Origin of the sequence: Dyadobacter frigoris (genome assembly GCF_005280585.1) — a bacterium.
Lineage (GTDB): Bacteria > Bacteroidota > Bacteroidia > Cytophagales > Spirosomataceae > Dyadobacter > Dyadobacter frigoris.
In genome coordinates this window covers 346,959-368,846 of the sequence record NZ_SZVO01000004.1, presented here as the reverse complement: position 1 = coordinate 368,846, position 21,888 = coordinate 346,959, and the positions used below count along the sequence as shown (strand labels likewise).

17 protein-coding genes are annotated in these 21,888 nt (G+C 39.0%); 12 read left to right on the top strand and 5 right to left on the bottom strand.

All coding sequences use genetic code 11. The features are described from left to right. The first annotated feature begins 3 nt into the window (after positions 1-3). The 7 genes from FDK13_RS10780 (at position 4) to FDK13_RS10750 (ending at position 9,298) form a co-directional block, all read left to right on the top strand. Positions 4-1,353 carry an HTTM domain-containing protein gene (locus FDK13_RS10780; RefSeq protein WP_137339992.1) on the top strand — a complete coding sequence of 450 codons (1,350 nt, stop codon included), beginning with the start codon at positions 4-6 and terminating at the stop codon, positions 1,351-1,353. Positions 1,354-1,375: 22 nt separating this feature from the next. Then, positions 1,376-3,751 carry a TonB-dependent receptor domain-containing protein gene (locus FDK13_RS10775; protein ID WP_229216002.1) on the top strand — a complete coding sequence of 792 codons (2,376 nt, stop codon included), beginning with the start codon at positions 1,376-1,378 and terminating at the stop codon, positions 3,749-3,751. Positions 3,752-3,845: 94 nt separating this feature from the next. Further along, complete coding sequence (locus FDK13_RS10770; protein ID WP_137339990.1) at positions 3,846-6,248, top strand: ABC transporter permease; 2,403 nt, start codon at positions 3,846-3,848, stop codon at positions 6,246-6,248. Positions 6,249-6,395: 147 nt separating this feature from the next. Next, the gene (locus FDK13_RS10765; protein ID WP_137339989.1) at positions 6,396-6,914 is read left to right on the top strand and encodes a GFO_1088 family ECF-type sigma factor; all 519 of its coding nucleotides are present in this window, start codon (positions 6,396-6,398) and stop codon (positions 6,912-6,914) included. Then, a complete protein-coding gene (locus FDK13_RS10760) occupies positions 6,898-7,692 on the top strand; it encodes a HEAT repeat domain-containing protein (RefSeq protein WP_137339988.1) in 795 nt (264 codons plus the stop codon). Before FDK13_RS10765 ends, FDK13_RS10760 begins: the two co-directional genes overlap by 17 nt. A gap of 100 nt (positions 7,693-7,792) precedes the next feature. After that, a complete protein-coding gene (locus FDK13_RS10755; protein ID WP_137339987.1) occupies positions 7,793-8,575 on the top strand; it encodes a DUF4097 family beta strand repeat-containing protein in 783 nt (260 codons plus the stop codon). A 27-nt stretch (positions 8,576-8,602) separates the two neighbouring features. Further along, entirely contained in the window at positions 8,603-9,298 is a 696-nt protein-coding gene (locus FDK13_RS10750; RefSeq protein WP_137339986.1) for a DUF4097 family beta strand repeat-containing protein, read from the top strand. Between the two features lie 71 nt (positions 9,299-9,369). Here FDK13_RS10750 and FDK13_RS10745 read toward each other — a convergent pair whose 3' ends face one another. Together FDK13_RS10745 and FDK13_RS10740 are read right to left on the bottom strand one after the other, a co-directional pair. After that, a complete protein-coding gene (locus tag FDK13_RS10745) occupies positions 9,370-9,852 on the bottom strand; it encodes a low affinity iron permease family protein (RefSeq protein ID WP_137339985.1) in 483 nt (160 codons plus the stop codon). Positions 9,853-10,059: 207 nt separating this feature from the next. Continuing rightward, entirely contained in the window at positions 10,060-12,621 is a 2,562-nt protein-coding gene (locus FDK13_RS10740) for a PAS domain-containing sensor histidine kinase (protein ID WP_137339984.1), read from the bottom strand. A gap of 332 nt (positions 12,622-12,953) precedes the next feature. Here FDK13_RS10740 and FDK13_RS10735 point away from each other — a divergent pair, with 332 nt between their 5' ends. The 5 genes from FDK13_RS10735 (at position 12,954) to FDK13_RS10720 (ending at position 17,983) form a co-directional block, all read left to right on the top strand. Further along, complete coding sequence (locus FDK13_RS10735) at positions 12,954-13,079, top strand: TetR/AcrR family transcriptional regulator (protein WP_137339983.1); 126 nt, start codon at positions 12,954-12,956, stop codon at positions 13,077-13,079. Positions 13,080-13,138: 59 nt separating this feature from the next. Then, positions 13,139-13,585 (top strand): nuclear transport factor 2 family protein, encoded by a 447-nt coding sequence (locus tag FDK13_RS10730; protein ID WP_229216001.1) that lies wholly within the window; start codon positions 13,139-13,141, stop codon positions 13,583-13,585. A gap of 73 nt (positions 13,586-13,658) precedes the next feature. After that, positions 13,659-13,820 carry a hypothetical protein gene (locus FDK13_RS35375; protein WP_170982777.1) on the top strand — a complete coding sequence of 54 codons (162 nt, stop codon included), beginning with the start codon at positions 13,659-13,661 and terminating at the stop codon, positions 13,818-13,820. A gap of 190 nt (positions 13,821-14,010) precedes the next feature. After that, on the top strand, positions 14,011-16,590 hold the full coding sequence (locus FDK13_RS10725; RefSeq protein WP_137339982.1) for a M12 family metallo-peptidase: 2,580 nt from the start codon (positions 14,011-14,013) through the stop codon (positions 16,588-16,590). A gap of 1,171 nt (positions 16,591-17,761) precedes the next feature. Continuing rightward, a complete protein-coding gene (locus FDK13_RS10720; protein ID WP_137339981.1) occupies positions 17,762-17,983 on the top strand; it encodes a hypothetical protein in 222 nt (73 codons plus the stop codon). A 250-nt stretch (positions 17,984-18,233) separates the two neighbouring features. Here FDK13_RS10720 and FDK13_RS10715 read toward each other — a convergent pair whose 3' ends face one another. The 3 genes from FDK13_RS10715 to FDK13_RS10705 form a co-directional block, all read right to left on the bottom strand. Continuing rightward, entirely contained in the window at positions 18,234-19,475 is a 1,242-nt protein-coding gene (locus FDK13_RS10715) for a cation:proton antiporter (protein ID WP_137339980.1), read from the bottom strand. 105 nt (positions 19,476-19,580) lie between these two features. Beyond that, on the bottom strand, positions 19,581-20,861 hold the full coding sequence (locus tag FDK13_RS10710; protein WP_137339979.1) for an aminotransferase class V-fold PLP-dependent enzyme: 1,281 nt from the start codon (positions 20,859-20,861) through the stop codon (positions 19,581-19,583). 108 nt (positions 20,862-20,969) lie between these two features. Next, positions 20,970-21,656: a phosphatase PAP2 family protein gene (locus tag FDK13_RS10705; protein WP_137339978.1), complete on the bottom strand. Its 687-nt coding sequence runs from the start codon at positions 21,654-21,656 to the stop codon at positions 20,970-20,972. Positions 21,657-21,888: the final 232 nt, after the last annotated feature.

The window sequence follows — 21,888 nt, the reverse complement described above, 5'->3', positions numbered from 1 at the left end:
ATTGTGTTAAAAACTTTACGATCTTATACTTCTGCCGCTCCCTTAGCTGTTTTCAGAATTGCTTTTGGAACCATGCTTTTTTTGAGCATAATACGCTTTTGGAGCAAAGGCTGGATCGAACAGTTGTATATAAAACCTCAATATTTTTTCCCCTTTTACGGTTTCGAATTCATAAAACCAATGGGCGAATACATCTATTTGCTGTTTGCGATTTGTGCCATTTCTGCCCTATTGGTTGCATTGGGTTTATTTTACAGAATTGCCATTGTAGGACTATTCCTAAGCTTTACTTATATCGAACTGATCGACAAATCCACTTACCTCAATCATTATTATTTTGTAAGTATTATCAGTTTTATGCTGATGTTTTTGCCTGCTCATGTTTGCTTTTCCTTTGACGCCGGACGGAATAAAAATATTCATGCCAATCAGATTCCCGTTTGGTGCATTTTTTCCATTAAGGCCATGGTTTGCATTCTCTATTTCTATGCAGGTCTGGCCAAATTAAACAGTGACTGGCTCATAAATGCTTTGCCGCTCAGAATTTGGTTACCGGCAAAAAACGATATGCCGGTCATCGGTTTTCTTTTTAATTATCAATGGATTCCTTATGTATTCAGCTGGTTTGGATGCCTTTATGATCTGACCATTCCATTTTTTCTTTGGAATAAAAAAACACGTCCTTATGCTTTTATTGCCGTGGTTATTTTTCACGGACTTACGGCTATACTCTTTCCGATTGGCATGTTTCCGTACATTATGATCGTTACGGCCCTGATTTTCTTCTCGGGCACTTTTCATGAAAATATAATTTTCAGACTCGGAAGTTTACTGCGAATACCGGTTTCCTTTTTGACAAATGACAAAAAATACATTCTTGGCAAACTGGCTACTAACATTGTTATTTCGACTTTTTTAATCTTTTTTCTAGTTCAACTTATAATCCCATTTCGGTATTTAACATACCCCGGCGAATTGTTCTGGACAGAAGAAGGCTATCGTTTTTCCTGGCGTGTGATGTTGATGGAAAAAGCGGGTTATACCCAGTTTCAGATTAAAGATAAAACAGGGAAAAGCCTGATTGTAAATAACAATTTGTTTTTGACCACTTTACAGGAAAAATCCATGTCAACCCAACCTGACATGATTTTACAATACGCCCATATACTTCGGGATTATTACAGCCGGCATGGATTCAAAAATCCGGAGGTATACGTGGATTCTTACGTCGCGCTCAATGGCCGGTTAGGAAAACCATTGATTAGTCCGGACGTTAACCTGGCCGCAGAAATCGAATCATTCCAACATAAATCCTGGATAACTCACTTTGATAATGAAATTAAAGGTTTTTAATATTTTTATATTTTGTCTGATAATGACCAAAACGCTGGCACAAGCCCAGCTTTCGGGAATTATTATTTCAAAAAAAGATAGTCTTCCACTTCAAGGTTGCACGATTTATGTGACCAAAGGAGCGCAAAGTACAACAAGTGATGAGCAGGGTAAATTTGTCATTCCTACTATAAGTTTGGGGAATCATACCGTACATATTTCCCACCCCGATTTCAAATCATATCAGCATTCTTTTAAAGCAGATGGCCAGCCCGTTATTCTAAAAGTTGAATTGCATAACAGAGAAAATGATCTGCAAGAAGTTACAGTCACCGAAAAACAAAGTGATTTTGGCTATACGCGGATGCGCGGCGTTGAAAATATGGGAATTTATGAAGGCAAAAAAACAGAAGTGATTTTGCCTGATAAACTGGTTGCAAATCTGGCTACAAACAACGCAAGACAAGTTTATGCCCGAGTTCCGGGACTAAATATTTATGAAAATGACGGAGCCGGATTACAGCTTAGTATCGGTGGCCGGGGTCTGGATCCTAACCGGAGTTCCAATTTCAATGTCCGGCAAAATGGCTACGATATCAGTGCCGATGCGCTTGGTTATCCTGAAAGTTATTACACGCCACCAATAGAATCTGTGGGCAGAATACAGATTATTCGTGGTGCAGCATCCTTGCAATACGGAACGCAGTTTGGCGGATTGTTGAATTTTGTAATGAAAAAACCCGTCGAAAACCGAAAGATGGAATTGGTTGTCAGGCAAAGTAGCGGCTCTTTTGGGTTTTATAATTCCTTTACGAGCGCCAGTGGAACGGTTGGAAAACTGAGTTATTATACTTTTGTTCAATACAAAAGAGGCGATGGATGGAGATCGAATTCTCATTTCAACAATGTGACCGTTTTTTCTAATGTTAATTACAAAATCTCAGAAAAAACGAAAGTTGGTATCGACATCACACACATGAATTATCTGGCACAACAGCCTGGCGGACAATCAGATGATATGTTCAAAACAAATCCACGCCAAAGCAACCGGGAGCGTAACTGGTTTAAAGTCAACTGGAATATGCTCGCTTTAAATTTCGACCATAAGTTTAATTCAATGAACGAATTTAACCTGAGGCTTTTTGGATTATCAGCTTTTCGTTATTCGTTGGGTTTCCGACCAAACCGCGTTGCCACTGTCGATGATAATAGTGAAAGAGATTTAATCAAAGGAAATTTCACGAACTGGGGAGCGGAGGCAAGATATCTTAAACGCCATTACATTGGAAAAATGCAATCCGTTTTGCTTGTTGGATCCAGGTATTATCACGGTTTCAACCACAGTTTACAAGGTGCCGGAAGCAACGGAAAAGATGCGAATTTCAATTTTGCAGATGCTGACAAACTGGTTACTTACGACTATCGTTTTCCAAACCGGAATGTTTCTGTTTTTGCTGAAAACGTTTTATACGTCAATGACCTGTTTTCTGTAACACCTGGTGTCCGCTTTGAATATATTAACACAATTGCTGACGGTTACTACGGAAACATTTCGAGAGATTTAGCGGGTAATATCATCAATATCTCTAAAACAGATGAATACAGAACCAATGGAAGACAATTTGTCATTGCTGGCCTGGGGCTAAGTTACAAACCCGCTCCGTATCTGGACATGTACGGAAATATATCCCAAAATTACCGGTCAATCACTTTCAGCGATATGCGGATTTCAAATCCTTCGTCGGTTATTGATCCGAATATGAAAGATGAAAAAGGTCATTCGCTGGACATTGGAATCAGAAGTTACCAGACTTCACTTTATAATTTTGATGTCAGTGGTTTTTACCTGAATTATAATAATCGTATCGGGGAAGTACAATTTTATGATGAAAGCAACCGCGTGCTTAGAAAAAGAGGAAATGTTGGCCGGGCGGTTATTATGGGACTGGAATCTTATGGAGAAGCTGATTTTTTAAGATTGTTAATGCCAAAAACGAATTTCAGCGGTGTATTATTTACCAATATTGCAGTCATTCATTCAACTTATAAAGAAAGTGAGATCGTTGGTGTAAAAGGAAAGCAAGTTGAGTTTGTGCCAAAATTCAATATAAAATCCGGTGTACGTTTTGGTTATAAAAATCTGAAAGCATCTTTTCAATATACCCATTTATCCGACCAGTTTACCGAAGCAACCAACGCGGTTGACGGCGGTGTAACAGGTGTTGTCGGGCTTATTCCATCGTACACAATAATGGATGCCAGCATTTCATACGAATTCAAAAAGCTGAGATTTGAAGGAAGTGTCAATAATCTGGCAAACAGCATGTACTTTACCCGACGTGCTACGGGTTATCCCGGGCCTGGAATTTTACCTTCGGACGGACGAGGATTTTACCTGACCGTTCAGGTGAAGATTTAATTGATTATGATGTATGAAAGTTAAAATTCGTTAAATAGCTTTCATACATTAGATTAGCAGCTTTGAGGCTCTTACTTTTATTACAAAAAACCTCATGCTGGAAAACTACTTCAAAATCGCCTGGCGCAATCTTGTCAAACGAAAATTCTTTTCACTGGTAAGTATTCTTGGATTATCTGCCGGTATGACGTTCACCTTCCTGATCGGAAGTTATGTCTGGGGTGAGTTACAGGTAAATACTTCTTTAAAAAAGCCGGACAACCAATACATTCTGCAAAGCAAATGGAAACAACCGGATATGGGTGTCGAAATTGCTACACTCGGGCCGCTGGGAAAAACGCTTAAAGAAGAATATCCAAATCTGGTTGCTAATTATTACCGTTACGATGGAATAACGGTTGCCGTTTCAAATGGCGAAAAACATTTCCGCGAAGATGTACAGGCAGGAGATTCCACATTACTTTCCATGTATGGATTCCCACTCATTTATGGCGATCCGCGGACGGCGTTGCAACAACCTAATTCAATTGCACTTACTGAAGAAAAAGCCGTTAAATATTTTGGGACAAATGATGTTTTAGGCAAAAATATTACCCTGGACAATTTCGTGGGTGGAAAACAGGAATTCAGAATAACGGCAGTTTTGAAAACTCTCCCAAATAATTCTGTGACAAATCTCTTAAAATTACCAGCCGAAATTTTCATTCCGTTAAAAGGTCTGAATGGTAGAAATGGATCCGATAGCTGGTCCTTTCCTTACATGATCACTTTTATAGAACTTAAAAAGGATGTAACAACAAAAGATCTTGAAAAACCAATTACCAGAATTTTGAATACCAACGCAACGGAAAATGACAAAGCCAATTTACAGGTATATCTGACGCCGCTGAAAGAATTTTACATGGAACAAAATAACGGCCTGGTCAGAAAAATGATCTATACACTTCTTGGTGTTTCCGTTTTTATTCTAATAATGGCGGTGGTTAATTTTGTCAATATCTCTATAGGAAATTCATCATCAAGACTCAAAGAAATTGGTGTCAGGAAAGTGCTTGGAAGTATGCGAAAGCAATTAATCTTCCAATTTCTGGCCGAATCTTTTATTCTAACCTTCGTATCGATGTTATTTTCCATCGGTTTTTACGAATTATTCCGACCATATTTTGAAAATATGCTCGGGAAAAATATAAATTCCGTTTTCTCACTGCTGCCTTATTCTCTGATTATTATTGTTTTTATTACCGCTATAACAGCATTGCTGGCTGGTATTTATCCCGCATTTATTTTATCGTCTCTCCCAGCCATAGAATCTGTTAAAGGGAAACTTAAATCGGTAAAGGAAAATATTTTATTCCGAAGAGTGTTAATCGGCGCCCAGTTTTCAATTGCACTATTTGTATTTATTGCAGCAACTTTGGTCGCCGGACAAGTCAGTTACTTTTTTAGTAAAGATTTGGGTTATAATAAAGAATCCATCATTTCCATAGCAACACCACGAGACTGGACACCGGAAGGCCTTATAAAAATGGAGGGAATCCGGGAAGAAATGGCTCGTTTGAAAGAAGTTGATCAGGTAAGTTTATCTTATGAAATTCCGAATGGAAATTTTGGAGGAAACACCGGATTATACAAAATCGGCCAGGATTCCACGCAGGCAATTTATACACAAATTCTTTCCACCGATGAAAAGTATGCAGATACTTACCAACTCTCAATTTTAGCCGGAAAGTTTTTCTATGCCAAACAAGGCGTTTACCGGCCAGATGAAATTGTCCTGAATGAAGAAGCTGCAAAATCGCTTGGTTTTATGAATCCTCAGGATGCCGTAGGGCAACAGGTCAGAATGCATTTCAGCTCCACTCCTCTCACCATTGGCGGTATTGTCAAAAATTTCCATTTTGAATCGATGCATAAGGAAATTAAGCCTCTGGCTTTTCTCCATATTCGAAATGCGAATATCTATCGCTTTCTCTCTTTTAAAATTCCAGCCGGGAATATTTCACAGTCCGTTGTCGCGATTGAAAATAAATGGCGGACATTAATGCCGGAAACAGCTTTCGAATACTCTTTCATGGATGATACACTGGCAAAACTTTATAAATCGGAAATGCAATTAAAACGGGCCGCAAATGTGGCAGCAATACTTTCTGTCATCATTGTTTTACTAGGAATTTTAGGAATGGTTTCCATGAATGTCGCCAGGAGAACGCGTGAAGTCGGAATAAGGAAAGTTCTTGGAGCCTCCTTTGCGAGCGTCACGATGTTGTTTTTGAAGGAGTTTTTAATGATAATCCTTGCAGCGATGCTGACTGCTTTTCCACTGGCTTTTTTCAGTATGAATAAATGGCTGCAAAATTATGCTTATCGGGTTGAAATCGGTTGGGCTAGTTTTGCATCGGTCGGTTTCATTTTCTCTTTGGTCGTTTGCATTTTGGTTGGTCTTGTTACCTACAAAGCGGCGGTTATGAATCCGGTTAAAGCGATAAGGACGGATTAATTAGTAATTTATTTTTAAAATAAAAAATCCATAACAATCTAACAAACAGATTATTATGGATTTTTTTTGATTTAAATTCAACGTTAATATTAAAAAAATCCGGTTAAACTGTAACAGTTTTCAAGTTCAGTCGTCTTTGTCATTGAAATGGATTTACAAGCTTTTAAGCAACATATCATTCCCGTACAAGCACGCCTTTTTCGGCTGGCTCAAATGTTTCTTCGCAATCGCGAAGAGGCGGAAGATGTTACGCAGAATGTGCTTTTAAAACTTTGGACGAACAGACAAAAACTGGAAAGTTATCAAAGTGTAGAAGCACTGGCGGTACAAATGACCAGAAATGAATGTCTGGACCGGATTAAATCTCATGGCAGGAAAAAGATGGCTTATGATTTTGACATGACAGAAGTAAAGGCGAATCAGGTTTCTCCCTACAAGGAAGTTGAAAATGCAGACAATGCTTCCCTTATCGAAAAACTGATTGGAGAACTGCCTGAACAGCAGAAACTTATACTTCATTTGCGGGATGTGGAGGAATATTCCTTTGAGGAAATTGAAAAAGTTACGGGACTAAGCACTGCCAACATCCGGGTGATTTTGTCCAGAGCACGCCAAAGGTTGAGGGAGAATTATTTAAAAGACAATGACTATGAACCAGGATATTGAAAATTTATTAGATAAATATTATAACGGAGAAACGACACTTGAAGAAGAAAAATATCTTCGGTTGTTTTTTCAAAATGATAATATTCCTGCCCATTTGCAAAGCCACACGGCACAATTCCGCTACTTCGCAGAAGCAGGAAAAGAGCAGCCAACAATGGTATTCGATTTTCATACGCAAGAGAAAACTGTAAGTAAAAAATCGGCAAAAATAAAGATTCTGACAAGCTGGTCTTTACGCATAGCCGCCGGACTTGCTTTATTAATTACAGGTTTTGCATCCGGTTTTATTTACAATTATAAAGTAAACAAAAATCAGAATTCTGAAAATAATTACATTTCTGGCACTGAGGCTGAGCCGGTTTTAAAAATGAGAAAAGTACTGGCTTTTGATCAATCAGAAAACACTTCTGCCAGCGACCGGATCCAGGCCGTTTCTCAGAGTTATGAATTGTCCGGCGCAGATGCAGAAATAACTGAATTGCTGGTTAACGTCCTCAATTTTGATGTAAACGTAAACGTCAGACTGGCCGCATTTCAGGCCTTGCTCCGGTTTGAAAACGAAGCCGGTGTGCGTCAGGCATTGATCCAATCGCTATCAATTCAAACAGATCCGAATCTTCAGATCAGGCTTATCGAGGCTTTGGTACGAATGAAAGAAAAACGTGCTGTGGAGCAAATTCAACGTATCGCGAGAAATCAGGAAGTACTGGGAGTCGTTCGGGCCAAAGCGGAAGAAGGACTCAGCTTTCTGAATCAGGAAAAAGATCCAGCCTCTTAAATATTTACTACCCGGAATTACAAATCTCCATTTTGGAGAGCAGGATTTCTATGCCCTTTTCAAATTAATTATACCAATTCACAATTTTCAAACAAAGTCCATGAAAAAAATCCCCCTATTAATTGCCGTAATCCTCTGGCTCGCTACGCACGTCCATGCCCAGGAATACAAAACGAAACTGGCCAATTCAAAAGATCAAAAAGTACTCATTGAGATGAATGCAAGCGAAATCACGATCGAAGGGACTAATACCGACGAGATTTCCATTGTGGCATCCTCCAAAATTGATCCGCTTCCTGAACGTGCAAAAGGATTGAAACCAGTTTATTATGGTGTGGAAGACAACACCGGAATTGGCTTGTCGGTAACGAAAGACGACGGCGCTATAAAGATTGAAAAGGCGGTACGAATGTCCATTAAATACACCATCCGTATTCCTAAAAAAGTAGCCATTAAATTTCAGGAAACCAACTGGCAAGGCGGCTCCCGACTTTCGATCAGCAATATGGACGGTGACCTGGAAGTGAGTACACTCAGCGCCGATATTGACCTCCTTCGTGTGAGCGGCCCCGTGGTAGCAAACAGTACAAGTGGCTCAATAAAAGTAATTTACGAGAATCTGAATCAGGCAAAGCCATCAGCAATTTCTACTGTTAGCGGTTCTGTTGACGTAACCTTACCGGCAAGTGTGAAATCTAATTTAAACCTTCATACGATTAACGGAGAAATATATACTGACTTTGACCTTGGTCTGAAAAATGAGAAAAACGGCATGTCGAAAATAAGTATGGGATCCTCCGTGAAAGGAGCAACCAACGGCGGTGGCGTGGAAATTCAGCTGAATACGATCAGCAATAATATTTACATCCGGAAACAAAAATAAACGGTAATCTCCCTGACTTTTTTAGCTATGAAAAAATATACATTTTTGCTTTTGGTTCTGATATTCAACCAGGCATTTTCACAAAAAATTATTGATAAAAAATTACCTTTCACTCCCGGACAAACTGTTAATCTCAATCTGCGGTTCGGGGATAGCATCAAAGTGCGTTATTGGGATAAGAGCGAAGTTTCTGTGCACATCTCAGCAACAATTAATGGCGGCAAACTTAACGATGCATTAACGGTAACCACAGCCAATACTGCCCAGCAAATCTCACTCAAAACTGACTTAGACCAGGATATGCTTTCGCAGGGTAAAGCAACGGATTGTCCGGATAAAAAATTCTCCTACAACTCTGAAAAAGACGGAAAACGGTTTTATGTATGCAGCGAAATCAATTACCAGGTTTTTCTTCCGCGACAGGCAAAACTTATCCTGGAAACCATAAATGGAAATATTGATATTGAAGGTGCATCGACGGCAGTACATGCTAAAACGATCAGCGGTTTTGTAGATATGAGCTGGCCAAAGTCGAAAGGCGCCAACCTTGGCATGAAAACAATTACCGGTGAAGTTTATACAGATTTCACAATTGACTATAAAGACAAAAAGCAGAAAAATCCTATTGTAGGCTATTTATTGGAAGGTACAATGAATGGCGGCGGCCCTGAAATAAAACTGGAATCGATCAGCAACAATGTCTATTTCAGACAATTAAAATAAGAATATTTACAACCTGTCAAAATAATAAAAACTAACCCGGCATACATAATTCCGGGTTAGTTTTTTGACAATTATTGCTCAACAATACCTTCATCCGGTTTCCTTGTTTTTTTGTAACTATTCTTTTTCTTTTGTAAATCTTCCGCCGCATCTATGGAGTGTGAATGATGAATGTCCTGGTCATCTTCTGAAATGTCTGAAAGTTTCTGGTAAAATTTATGTAAAATATTCAGTTCATCTTCTGTTAAATCTTCAATATCAACCATTCTATTACTGGCATGACGGCTTGCTGCAATCAATTCATTCAGTTTAAGTTGTATGGCCTTCGAATCTTTGTTTTGAGATTTCTGGATAATGAACACCATCAAAAAAGTAATAATGGTGGTAGAGGTATTGATGACCAGCTGCCAGGTATCCGAGTAATTAAAAAACGGCCCCGTTATTCCCCAGACAAGGATAATTAAAAATGCAATAACAAATGCAGGCGAGCTTCCCGTCCAGTTCGTGATTTTTGTTGCAATTTTTTCAAACGCAGCATTTATTTGGTTAGGCATAGGTACAATTATTTAGTGGATGGTTGTAAAATTTTTGATAGAATAACTACTATTTAATCTGTCGCGCCGATATCTCCTATATTGATTTTATGACAATTCAAATAAAATTCCGGCCATTAACACAGGCCTTTCCCAAACAATTCAGTAACAACATTAACGGTTTGGCCGTTGGCTTAAACCCGAATTACTTGTCCGGCCAAAGATATTTTACACCTGAAAAGGAAGAAATATATTGAAAACAGAACCAATTCCGGGATGACCTTTGGCTGAAATAAAACCAAGGTGATTAGTAACAATTTTCTTGCAAATCGCTAAACCAATGCCAGTTCCTTCATATTGGTTTCTGGAATGCAGCCGCTGGAAAAGCTCAAATATTTTATGCTCATATTGCTGATCAAAACCAATACCGTTATCCTCAATGCTGATTTTCCAGTAATTGATATTGGTATTTATATTCTCAATTCCCGAAACCTTTTGTCCGTTTACGACCGTTGCGGCTATTTTGATGACAGGAGCTCTATCTGGCTCGCTGTATTTTATACTATTCTCAATCAAATTCAAAAAAAGCTGGTGCATTTGCAGCGGTAAAACTTTTAGAACCGGCAAATCTGCACAGGTTATTGTTGAATTTCTCTCCTGAGCTGATACCGACAAATCTGCCTTAACTTCTTCAATAAGCTCGTTAAGATTCACTTCAGTAAAATGAATTTCAGAATTGTTCGCCCTTGAATAAGTCAGCAAATCCACAATCAGATTTTGCATACGCCTTGCGGAAGCGGTAATTCTTGAAAAATATCCTTTTCCCGACTGAGAAATATGCTCATGCTCAGTTTCCTGAATCAGACTGATAAAGGTTTGGATCTTCCGAAGCGGCTCCTGAAGATCATGAGAAGCAATATAATTAAACGAATCAAGTTCTGCGTTCTGACGTTGCAATTCCTTGTTTTGCTCTGCCAGTTTTATTTCATTCCGCATCCGTTCAAGTTCCAGTTCTGCACGTTTGGCTGCAATTTTAAGAAGTGATTCAACATAAGAAACCTCCTTAATTTCCTGCTGATGCATAGCAGCTACTAGTCCTGTTATGCGCCCTTCATTGTTATACAAGGGATAACCGATATATCCCTCGACCTTGAACTGCTCCATGGTTTCGTTTTCAGGAAATGTAATGCGGCAGTTTTTTGGATAACTATAAACGTTTCCGTTAATAACTTCCCGGCATGGGCCATCAAATAAAGGATATTGAAAATTCTCAGCAATTTTACCAAACTCAGAAACAGCAAAACATTTGATATCGTAAAAATCTTCTCCCACCGGGAGCAACTCACCCAACAATACATAGTCCATCTGGCTTTTAACCGATAAATCCTGTATGAGTGAATTAAAAAATTCCTGCCCCGATTTGTAAGCGGCAAAACTTTCGGAAAATTCGCTCAAAATTCTTAGTTCCAGGTCTCTGTTTTTGGCATTTAATTTCGCATTAGATTCTTTAAGCTGGCCAGTTCTCTCCTCCACTTTAAATTCAAGTTCGGCCGCAAAATTTTTCTGTTCATCAATATCCATACATCCCCCGATATATCCCAGAAATAAGCCGTCTATATCCAAATGCGGCACACCTTTGTCACTGATCCAGCGATATACTCTGTCATAACGACGCAGGCGATACTCCATATAAAATTCCTTTTGCGCGGCGAAACTGGTACGATAAATAGCCAGACATCGCTCTAAATCATCAGGATGGACCCCCTCGGTCCAGCCAATACCTATTTCCTGTTCCACCCTCCTGCCTGTAAAATCCAGCCAGCCTTTATTAAAGAAATAACACAAACCATCCAAGCCCGACATCCAAATCAGGCTGGGAGCCGTATCGGCTATAGTCCGGAAACGCTGCTCACTTTCTTCCAAAGCCCGATGTGCCAAAACTTCAACGGTAATATCTTCCAGCGTTCCATTGAAACGATAAGCTTTTTTGTTGTCATTAAAATAAGCTTTTCCCTTTGCTTTGACAATCCTTTCCCGGTCGTTTATGCCATCCATGATGCTATAAACAATGTCATATCGCCCACCGGAAGAATAATCCAGCGCAGTTTCAATAGCTTTTATAACCCTTTCCTGATCCTTTTCCGAAATTCTTACCAAGGCTTCTGGCGGCAGAATGGAATGGTTCTCAGGCAGTCCGCACCATTCTTTAAAACGATTATTAGCAGTAAATTCATCAGTAACCGGATTGTAGTCCCATGTTGCCAGATCTGCTGCATCAACAACAAATTCCAACGCTTGCCTGCTTTGATATAACTCTTTTAATGCCACCTCATCATTTTTAATTTCAGAGGCTGCAATTAAAATCCCGCCCGTATTCCTATTTTCCAGTCTGATGATACTGAGTTTAAATTCGCAACTGTTTGCGTCATTATCCGATAATAAAAAAGAGGATATTTCTAAATTTTGACTGGTAAGCTGATCAAATTCAGGCTCTATTTTCTGCCAGGTATCTAAAAAAACCAACCCGGCAGGCATGGCGGTTTCTGACAAAAAACCAAGCCGGTTTATTAGTTGTTTAAAAGCCTCATTAGCCAAAATGCAATATTCAGCACCCCACGCTATTGCCATAGGAAAAGATACATTCCGGATAATTTCAACAGCGGTATGAAGACTTTGAGGCCAACTTTCAGGCTCACCAATACCAGTTTCCTTCCAGTTGACAATTCCAAATGAGTTGAAATGTTTCACATGATCAGATTGCAAATTAATTTCCGGTCGGCCACTATCCATATGTATCCTTAATAAGCACTTCTAACTGTGTGAAATTCTTTGACCAAATGATAATATCAAAAATAGAGAACCGCCATTAGTTTTACAACTTTGGAAATCAAACTAATCCGGTTTGGATAATAAAATTCTATTTAAAAAGTGGGAGCAACCAAATATTACCTTTAAACTGCCTGCTGCACTTATACTCTGGCACATATACGTAAAAAAATGAGGACATCCCCCTGAATACTACCACAGATTCATTGACTTTTACAGTAAGACCGGCAGGATGTAAACATATATTTGTTATACCAAAAAGAAGGGACGATTCTGTTTTTCCGAATTCCAAAGTTATGATAAACAAAGAGACAAAACCCGGACAACGAATTTTAAAAGCAGTTTCAAAACTGTTTGATTATCAGGGCTATAATGCTACTGGTGTGAATCAGATTGTTCAGGAATCCGGATACCAACATTAACAGCGATCATATTTATTTTCTTTTTGAAAGCGCTATCATTGAAAGTAAATTATTTACTAATGCCCGAATTATTCAATCACTTTTCACTCATTGCTATGGAACAGAAACTTCCCTTACCGCCGTTTAATTTCGAAACCGCTACACAAAAAGTCCAACTCGCCGAAGATGCCTGGAACAGCCAGAATCCCGAAAGAGTCTCCCTTGCCTACACGGTAAATACCGAATGGAGAAACCGCTCTGAATTCGTGAATGGCCGGGAAGAAGTCGTAAAATTTCTATCCACCAAATGGCAAAAAGAACTAGGCTACAAATTGAAAAAAGAATTATGGGCCTTTACAGAAAACCGCATCGCCGTTCGGTTTGAGTATGAATACCATGACCAAGACGGACAATGGTTCCGGGCTTATGGAAATGAAAACTGGGAATTTGATGAAAACGGATTAATGCAAAGAAGATTCGCAAGCATCAACGACCTGGCCATTAAAGAAAAAGACAGGAGATTGTAAGAATCACAATAATGAGTATCTAAACTACGTATATCAATAAAGGTTCAACCAGTTGCAAGCTGACGGCTAAAATGTGGATAAAAGAAGGGATTTGCACAAAGCAAGATTTATCCGTGCAATTCCCTGGTTTAGTAAAGCAGAAAGTCTTGCCATAACACTAGAATTAATTAAAGATATCAGGGCCATGGAACTAATATCAGGATTGCATATCTGTTCTATTGGTTCAGAAGACTGATTTCCAGGAGTGATTAAGGCAGCCGGTTTGGATGGAGAACTTGCGCATTGACATTTATCGAATAATAAGTAAATGTCTTAATTTCAGTATACTATCCTTAAAAGCTTTAACTTTATTTCTTTGTTACAGAAATTATTCGGTTCATCGCACCTAATGTTTCATCCGGTTATACTTAGCACCACAAAGAAGAATGATTAGAACTTTTACTATTATTATGCTGATTTGTTGTACTGTGAATCTGGCAGCGGCACAGTCAGAACAAATGTCAAAAAAGTTGGAAACACCGAAAAGTGCTATTACGGTACAAAACACCTTTCTTACAAAAAATTCAAATGCTCAGCTGAAAGGAACCAAACAAAACACCCGTCTTGTTTCATTAAATTTCAACGCTAACCAATTCCGGAACCTCACGACAAAAAGGGATAAAGCCCTGGAAATTGAAATTCCGGGTATAGGAGACTTGCCGATTGAACTGGAACTGGCCCCGGTTACGATTACTTCTACTGATTTTAATATATCCAATATTACTGACAAAAATCAGACTCAGAAAATTATTGACCAAAGCACTTTTTACCGCGGAAAAATAAAAGGAGACTCGAGCTCACTGGCATCTCTGAGTTTCGTAAATAATGAGCTTTCAGGGATGATTATTGATAGCACCGGAACCAGAATTTTGGGAAAAAACCAGGATCTGACTATGACAGAGACCAGCTACATACTTTATTATGAAAATGATATTACTACTGATTTTCAATTCCTCTGCGGTGCAATGGAACGGAATTTCGCAGAGAGAAAAAATGTCCGTATGGCAGAACAAGCAGATGGAAATGAGTGTAAATATTTAGGTATTTATATTGAAACAGACAAATCGGTCTATGATAAATTAGGCAGCAAAACTAATGTTACCGCTTATGTCCTGGGACTATTCAATCAGGTGGCGACTTTGTTTGGTGCTGAGAATATCGCATTCCGTATCTCAGGATTATACATTTGGGATACGTTAGATCCTTACGCATCCAGCCAAACTAATTTAGATGACGCCTTAAACGTGTTTCAAAGCTATTGGAATGCCAAAAATAATAACTTTCCAGGGCAATTTGCACACCTTTTAACCTGCCGCCCTTTGGGCGGCGGGAATGCAAATATGGAAGCGATGGATGACCGGAATAAAGCATATGGAGTAAACATGATTTATGGAAACTACAAAATTGTGCCTGCTTATTCATGGGATGTAAAAGTATTTGCGCATGAGCTTGGCCACAACCTTGGTTCTCCGCACACGCACTCCTGCACATGGCCTGGTGGAGCTATCGACAACTGCGAGACTGCGGAAGGGAATTGCGCGCCGGGGCCAACTCCCGTAAATGGCGGGACGATCATGAGCTATTGCCAAAATACGAGCATTGGCATCAATTTAGCGTTAGGTTTTGGCCCGCTTCCCGGCAATTTGATACGCAGCAGAGTTTCAAATAACACAACTTTACCTGTTTCAAATAGTCTGCCGTCCGACTTACTGGCTTATAACATAGCAGCCCGCAGTGCACAATTACAATGGAATTTCAGCGGATCGAATACTACACATACCATTCAATATAGGACAGTAAATTCCAGTGGAAACTGGAACGAATCTCAAACTATAAAAAATACAATCCTGCTCTCCAACTTATCACCCAATACCAACTACAACTGGCGGGTTAAAGGAAATTGTTCCGACTATACTGAAACCCAGACTTTTGCAACAAATAACAGCCAGCCAACTTATTGTCAACCCGTTGACCAGTGCTCCAAAGCCATAGGGATCGGCCTCAATTCAGTTTATATCAACAATCTACCTTTAAGCGTTGCTTCTGATTGCGCTATTGGCGGTTATACTTTTAATACCTCCGCTCCGGTTCTGCAGCTTACAGCCGGACAAAATTATGCCTTCAATTTTTCATTGATTGGTTATAATTTTGCACAGCAAGTTAAGGCCTGGATTGATTATAATAATGATGGAGAATTCACCACCGACGAATTAATTGCAGAAACGAAAACGTCACTGACCGGCAGCTTTTCCGGCACATTTAAAATTCCGGATAATCAAATTTCTATTAGCACCAGAATTCGTTTACGCTCAAATTATTTCTATCAAAGTTTTAATTCCTGTGAAAATCTGGCGCTGGGAGAAACCGAAGATTATCTCGTTAATTTTATTCCTTCCACTCCTTTGCCGGTCAAATTCGTTTCTGTAAATGTGTCCAGGCAAAATAACAATGCTGTTTTGACCTGGGAAACAACCGATGAAGATGCTGGATTTTTATTTGATATTGAGGAAAGTGTTAACGCCAAAGATTTTAAAAACATCGGAAAAATTCCCGGAAACGGACCTTCTTCACAGATCAACAAATATATTTTCAACAAGGAAATCGGAGAACAAAATGTGCCTGCTCTTTATTACCGGATAAAAATGCCGGAAGGTTCCGCTAATTTTATTTATTCAAGGATAGTATCACTGAATTTCAATGTATTGGCTAATCCTGATATCACTATCTGGCCGAATCCATTTCAGGATTATTTAAAACTTTCGATCAAAACATTGAATAAAGGATTGGTTCATTTCACCCTTTACAACATTCAGGGACGGACAATTAAGAAGGATCACAAATATCTTTTCCCCGGTGAAACAAGTTATGAAATGAAGAATTTTCCAGGGTTATCAGCGGGAAATTATATTTTAAAAATCAATGATGATAAAAATTCTTATTCAGAGGTTGTAATAAAAAATCCATGATTGATAAGTTTGTAATAAATGAAGCTGTGTTGAAATTATTATAATTTGGAATGAAAAAGAAATTCTTGCAAACCTTTCCGGACTGAAAAAGATAACCGCCCTACTGAAATACTTTCGATTCAAATGAGGCGGAAATTATGTCTTGCTCTTTTAACTGTGAACAATCTGAACAGTTGTAGATAGGTAATCAATGGGTTCGACATAAACAATTAGCTTGGTAAAACCTGGGGAAACGGATAATTCAGGTTTTCAAAAATTAGTTTCTCCCTCTCCTGAAATGTTATTTAAACCGGACCTGAAGAATTGTTTTATATTGGGATCTGGCTGAAAATATTTTCTATATCCCATAAATTTTTACTACCAGAAAAGCACCTGATCAGATTGAAATCTAATTAAAAATAAACCGGAAATCCCAACATAACATTTTCAATAAACCGAGATAAATCTATTCTGATTCAGGCATTTATCAATAAAAAAAGAATCCCGGAAGCCCGAGATTCTTATATATGTTACCCTCCTCTACACACTTAGTAAGTGTGTTATAGTACAAATATATTATAAAGGGGGAGAATAACAAGAGCTTATAAGATAAGAAATTATTCGATGATAATTTTCACTGCACCTAATTTGTTCCAAAATATCTCATAAACTCCAAAATACCGCCATTTGTAAAAATATTTTAAAAACCAATGTTTTAGATTTCTATTAAACGGTATTATAAAACCGTAATAAATTCTGAATCTGAATTTTCAGTTTCCAGAAATTCTCATTGGGCAGTATCACTATCCGGGAAAATATTGCGGCAGTCCCTTACAATAGAATCCTCAACTAATTCTACCAGGCGTTCATGTCTATCATATAAATACCTTTCCGGACTACACCTTTCACATCCGTAAAAAGTAGATCTGATGGATATATTTTATCTTTCATAGCAACTTTGAGTTGTAATAGTTCTGCACAATAAAAAAATCAGTCCGGAAAGAATTACATCAAAATTCCTCCTTCGCGCGCCACTTTTAACCTAAACACCTACCCTGCTTTTTTAATATTTTATCGTCTGCTTTTAAACCATTCTCACATTTTACAATCTAAGTAGTATTGCCCGGAAATAATACTAAATTGTTGATTCCTGGCAGTCTCGAAGTTTTATTAATCATCAACTTACTATTTTATGAAAAACCTGAAAAAAATCGCTGCTTACGGTATATTTCTTCTATGCATAACGCTCGTTTTTAGCTGTGTCAGCCAAAGAAGAAGACCGGGGCCACCAGCAACACGAGTTGAAGTAATTCCAGCTTCTCCGTCGTCAAGACACGTCTGGGTTCCCGGCAACTATAAATGGAAACGAAATAAGTACGTCTGGCACGAAGGACGCTACCACAAAGAACATTAACGGTTTTGTCATAAAGACATTAACCCGACAAATTGCTTATTACAAAATGATTAATTTTGAATGGTCGTTTCTCATATGGAAATGGCCATTTTTAGTTTGAAGAATATAAATCTCTTTGTTTTCTACCTGTCGGATGGCGTAAAAAGCCATCCGACGGGAGATCGTAGCCCGTCCGACGGCTTTTCCTGCCGCCGGACGGGTAAAAAACCTCATTGAAAATTATCAATACGAGCACTTATAAAACTGAAAATCAAAGCGGGATTTCCTCGGAAAACTTATTTTCCAGCCAGCCCATCGCACGTGCCGCAGTGAGTCCGTGTACAATGATGGATAATAAAACAATGAAAGAAACAATTGACCAAAGTTCATTACTATATAAAAAATCTTTTCGGGTAAGTGCAAACGACAGATAGTAAAATGATCCCAGTCCACGGATACCATAAAAACTGATGCCTAATTTTTCCTTGAAATGCAGATGCGTATTCATAAGCCCAACGATACCACTAAAAGGCCTGATCAGAAATATAAAAATAATTCCTATCACAGCCATCTTCCAAGTCAGTGCATTCAAAATTCCGTGAATAAGACTACCACCAAAAACCAGTAAAACCACCGCGACTAAAATACGCTCAACCTGATCTGAAAAGTTGTGAAGATCCTTGTGAAATTCACTTTTGAACTCATAATTCCGTAGCGTTACTGCGGCAACAAAAACGGCTATGAAACCATATCCGTGGATCATTTCAGTTAACCCATAAATCAAAAGTGCCGACGCAACGGCAATAAATCCATCGTTGATATTAATGAATTTAGTTTTCTTGGATACATTGAAAATCAGATACCCCAACAATCTCCCAAGTAAAAACCCAGCTAGAATTCCTGCCAGAATTTTATATACAAAATCATAAGCGAACCATTCTAAAATACTTCCCGCGTTATTCGGACCCAGTGACGCTACGGAAATTGCCAGCCATGTGAATGGAAATCCCATACCATCGTTCATTCCGGCTTCGGCTGTAAGGGCAAAACGGACATTGTCTTTTCTCGTTTCCAAAGGTGGCCCCACCTGTACATCTGCGGCTAATACGGGATCTGTTGGAGCCAGCGCAGCGCCAAGTAAAAGTGAAGATGCAAAGTCAAAATGCAGTACCAGATAAGACAACATAGTCAGCAAAAATATACACAAAACCATGGTAATAGTAAGCAGCCGAAAAGGAACGATCCAGGTTTTCAAAGAAAATGGGCGGTCGATTTTCAGCCCTCCGCCCATGATAGAAATGATGATCACAAACTCCGTAAAATGAACTGTATAATCCTCATATCTTACCGGATCCGGCTTGGGGAGCATGTCCATGAAATAATAAGAAACAGCACCAAGAAGGACATAAACAACAGAATCCGATATACCCGTTCTCTTTGTAAAAGATGGCATCCATGCCATTCCCAATGCCGCAACTCCTATTAACGTTATCGTAATAATGTAGCTATCCATCGCGCAAACATGAAAATAATCATGCCTGTTTATTGATGCAAGCCGGTATTCTCAATTTCGAATTGTAAAAATTAACCCCTTAGCAATGAGGAAAATCAGCTATTTTCAACCTGGCTTACTAGCAGAAGACAGCTCTTCCTTTATTCTTTTTGCTACAATTTTTTCTTCTCCCGGCTGAAGCATCCAGGCCGTTACCCTGATCAGATTTTCACCTTTCAAAGTTTCAACAAGTGCGGGATCAACCGAATCCGAACCGGCCTGATAGTGATATAAAGGCAAACCGGCAAAACTGGCTTCGATGGACGGATTTCCGTATCGTAACTTATCTCTCAATTCCTTTCCTGTCAGTTTGACGATACTGTCGTCCCAGGAAATCGTCAGCGTTGGTGTTATATTTCCAAGTTCCGGCACAATTACTTTTGTTGTAATTCCGTCAATATTCTTAACTGCGTTTTCAATATGTGCAATGCTGGCCTCCCACCCTTTCCATTCTTTGTCATGATCGCCGGAAATGAATTTATCCAGTGCCACATACATGCCCAGAATTTCTTCTTTATTCACTTTATGACCACGAGCTATGGTAAAACCTCGGGGCGGAGCGTTCAGTCTGGCGGCTGCAATAATGTCTTTTCTTCCCATTAAAATCCCAGCACTTTGCGGTCCGCGCATCGCTTTTCCGCCCGAGATAAATACAAGATCAAATCCCATATCATTAAATTTCCACAGGTTTGAAACCGGCGGAACATCGGCTGCGATATCAATAGAAGTTGCAATTTTCAATTCTTTTCCAAGCGCTACCCATTCCTCATGTTTTATCTGGCCGTGACTGGCTTCAATATTCAAAAAATGAAGTAAGGCCGTTTTCTCACTTACAGCTTTCCTGACATCTTCGACAGTCTCAACTTCAATTACCCGGCAACCTGTATTAAGAAAAGCATGATTGTAGCGTTCATTATGAGATTTCTGACAAATCACTTCTGACTTCATCCCGGTTCCTTCCAAATGCGGAAGCTGTTCAACTTTTTTGATATCAAGACCGGTGAGAATACCGGCCAGTCCAAGCGTCATGGCCGAGAAGGCGCCGCAGGAAACCATGGCTGCCTCTGAATGTACAAGTTTTGCGATTTTCTCCCCCACTTTATCCTGCACTTCATCAATCATGCAAAAATGCCGTGAAGTATTTTCAATTGTTTCAACCACCTCCTCATCCATAATACATCCCGACATGTACGTCAGTGTACCGGCCGCATTAATGAAGGAACGGATTCCCAGTTCCTCAATGACATCACGTTTTTTCTTCAAGGGAGCAGCCGCGGCAGACTGCATGGAAAGCGAGCCAAGAAATGGCAAAGTGGACAGGCTTTTTAAAATTTTTCTACGTTTCATGGGTTCAGTTTAATCAGGAACCCAATTTACACAGCTTTCAATTAAATGTTTCAGATACGCAATTAATTGAAAGTTCTTTTATAATTTTTATTCAATTTATTCCATCGACTAATAAACCGGCGTCGATTTTCTTCTGTTTTTGCCCCACTTATATTGATGCGTCCAGTAGGCCATTTTCATCGATAAAAACCCGAATCCTGCTCCAAAAAGCACATCACCGAGATAATGTCGGTTATTGGCAATCCGCAGCAATCCCGTTGTACCTGCTATGGTATAAGCTGCGTAAGGCATCCAGGGAAGCCGGTCTTTATATTCTTCACTCAAAAAAGTGGCTGTGGCAAATGCCTGGGCCGCATGTCCGGAAGGGAAAGAATACCGGTCGCTTCCATCAGGACGGGTTTCGTGAGAAATTCCTTTCAAAATCGTCACCGAAGCATACATAAACAATTCACCTTTTATCAAAATCGCTGTTCGGTTAGGAAAATCATTTTTTGACTTTACACCAAAAGCATCCAGCCCATAGGCAATAGGCAGTGACGCATATTCCAGGTAATTGTCCAGTTTGGTATGAAAATCCGGAATTTGTTTGTTCCGCTCATCACGGATTTTAAACTTGATCTGGTCTTTGAAAAACACGGTTGTAAATAACCCGGAGACCATTAAAATTCCCGGTACATATAACTGACTTTTTGTAAAAGAAAGCTTTTGATTGATCTGAACAGAGTCCTGCTGCTGGCTAAATGAAGGCAACGACAAAACAATAGCCAGTTGCAGCAACAAAAATTTACGAAACATATAAAGGGGTTTTAATTCAATTTTGCAAGAGGTATTAAAAGTATAAGCAGATTCTGAATTTTTTCTGAATTAAAAAGATGCTGGGTGACCAGAATTAATTACAATATTGCTGTTACGTTTATTATAAACTCTATGTTATGAGAATCAAATTTTTTGTGATTTAATTCAAAAAGGAATTCATTTAATCAGATTTTAACGCGATTGGAGATAAACACAGCACTTTGTTTTTTCA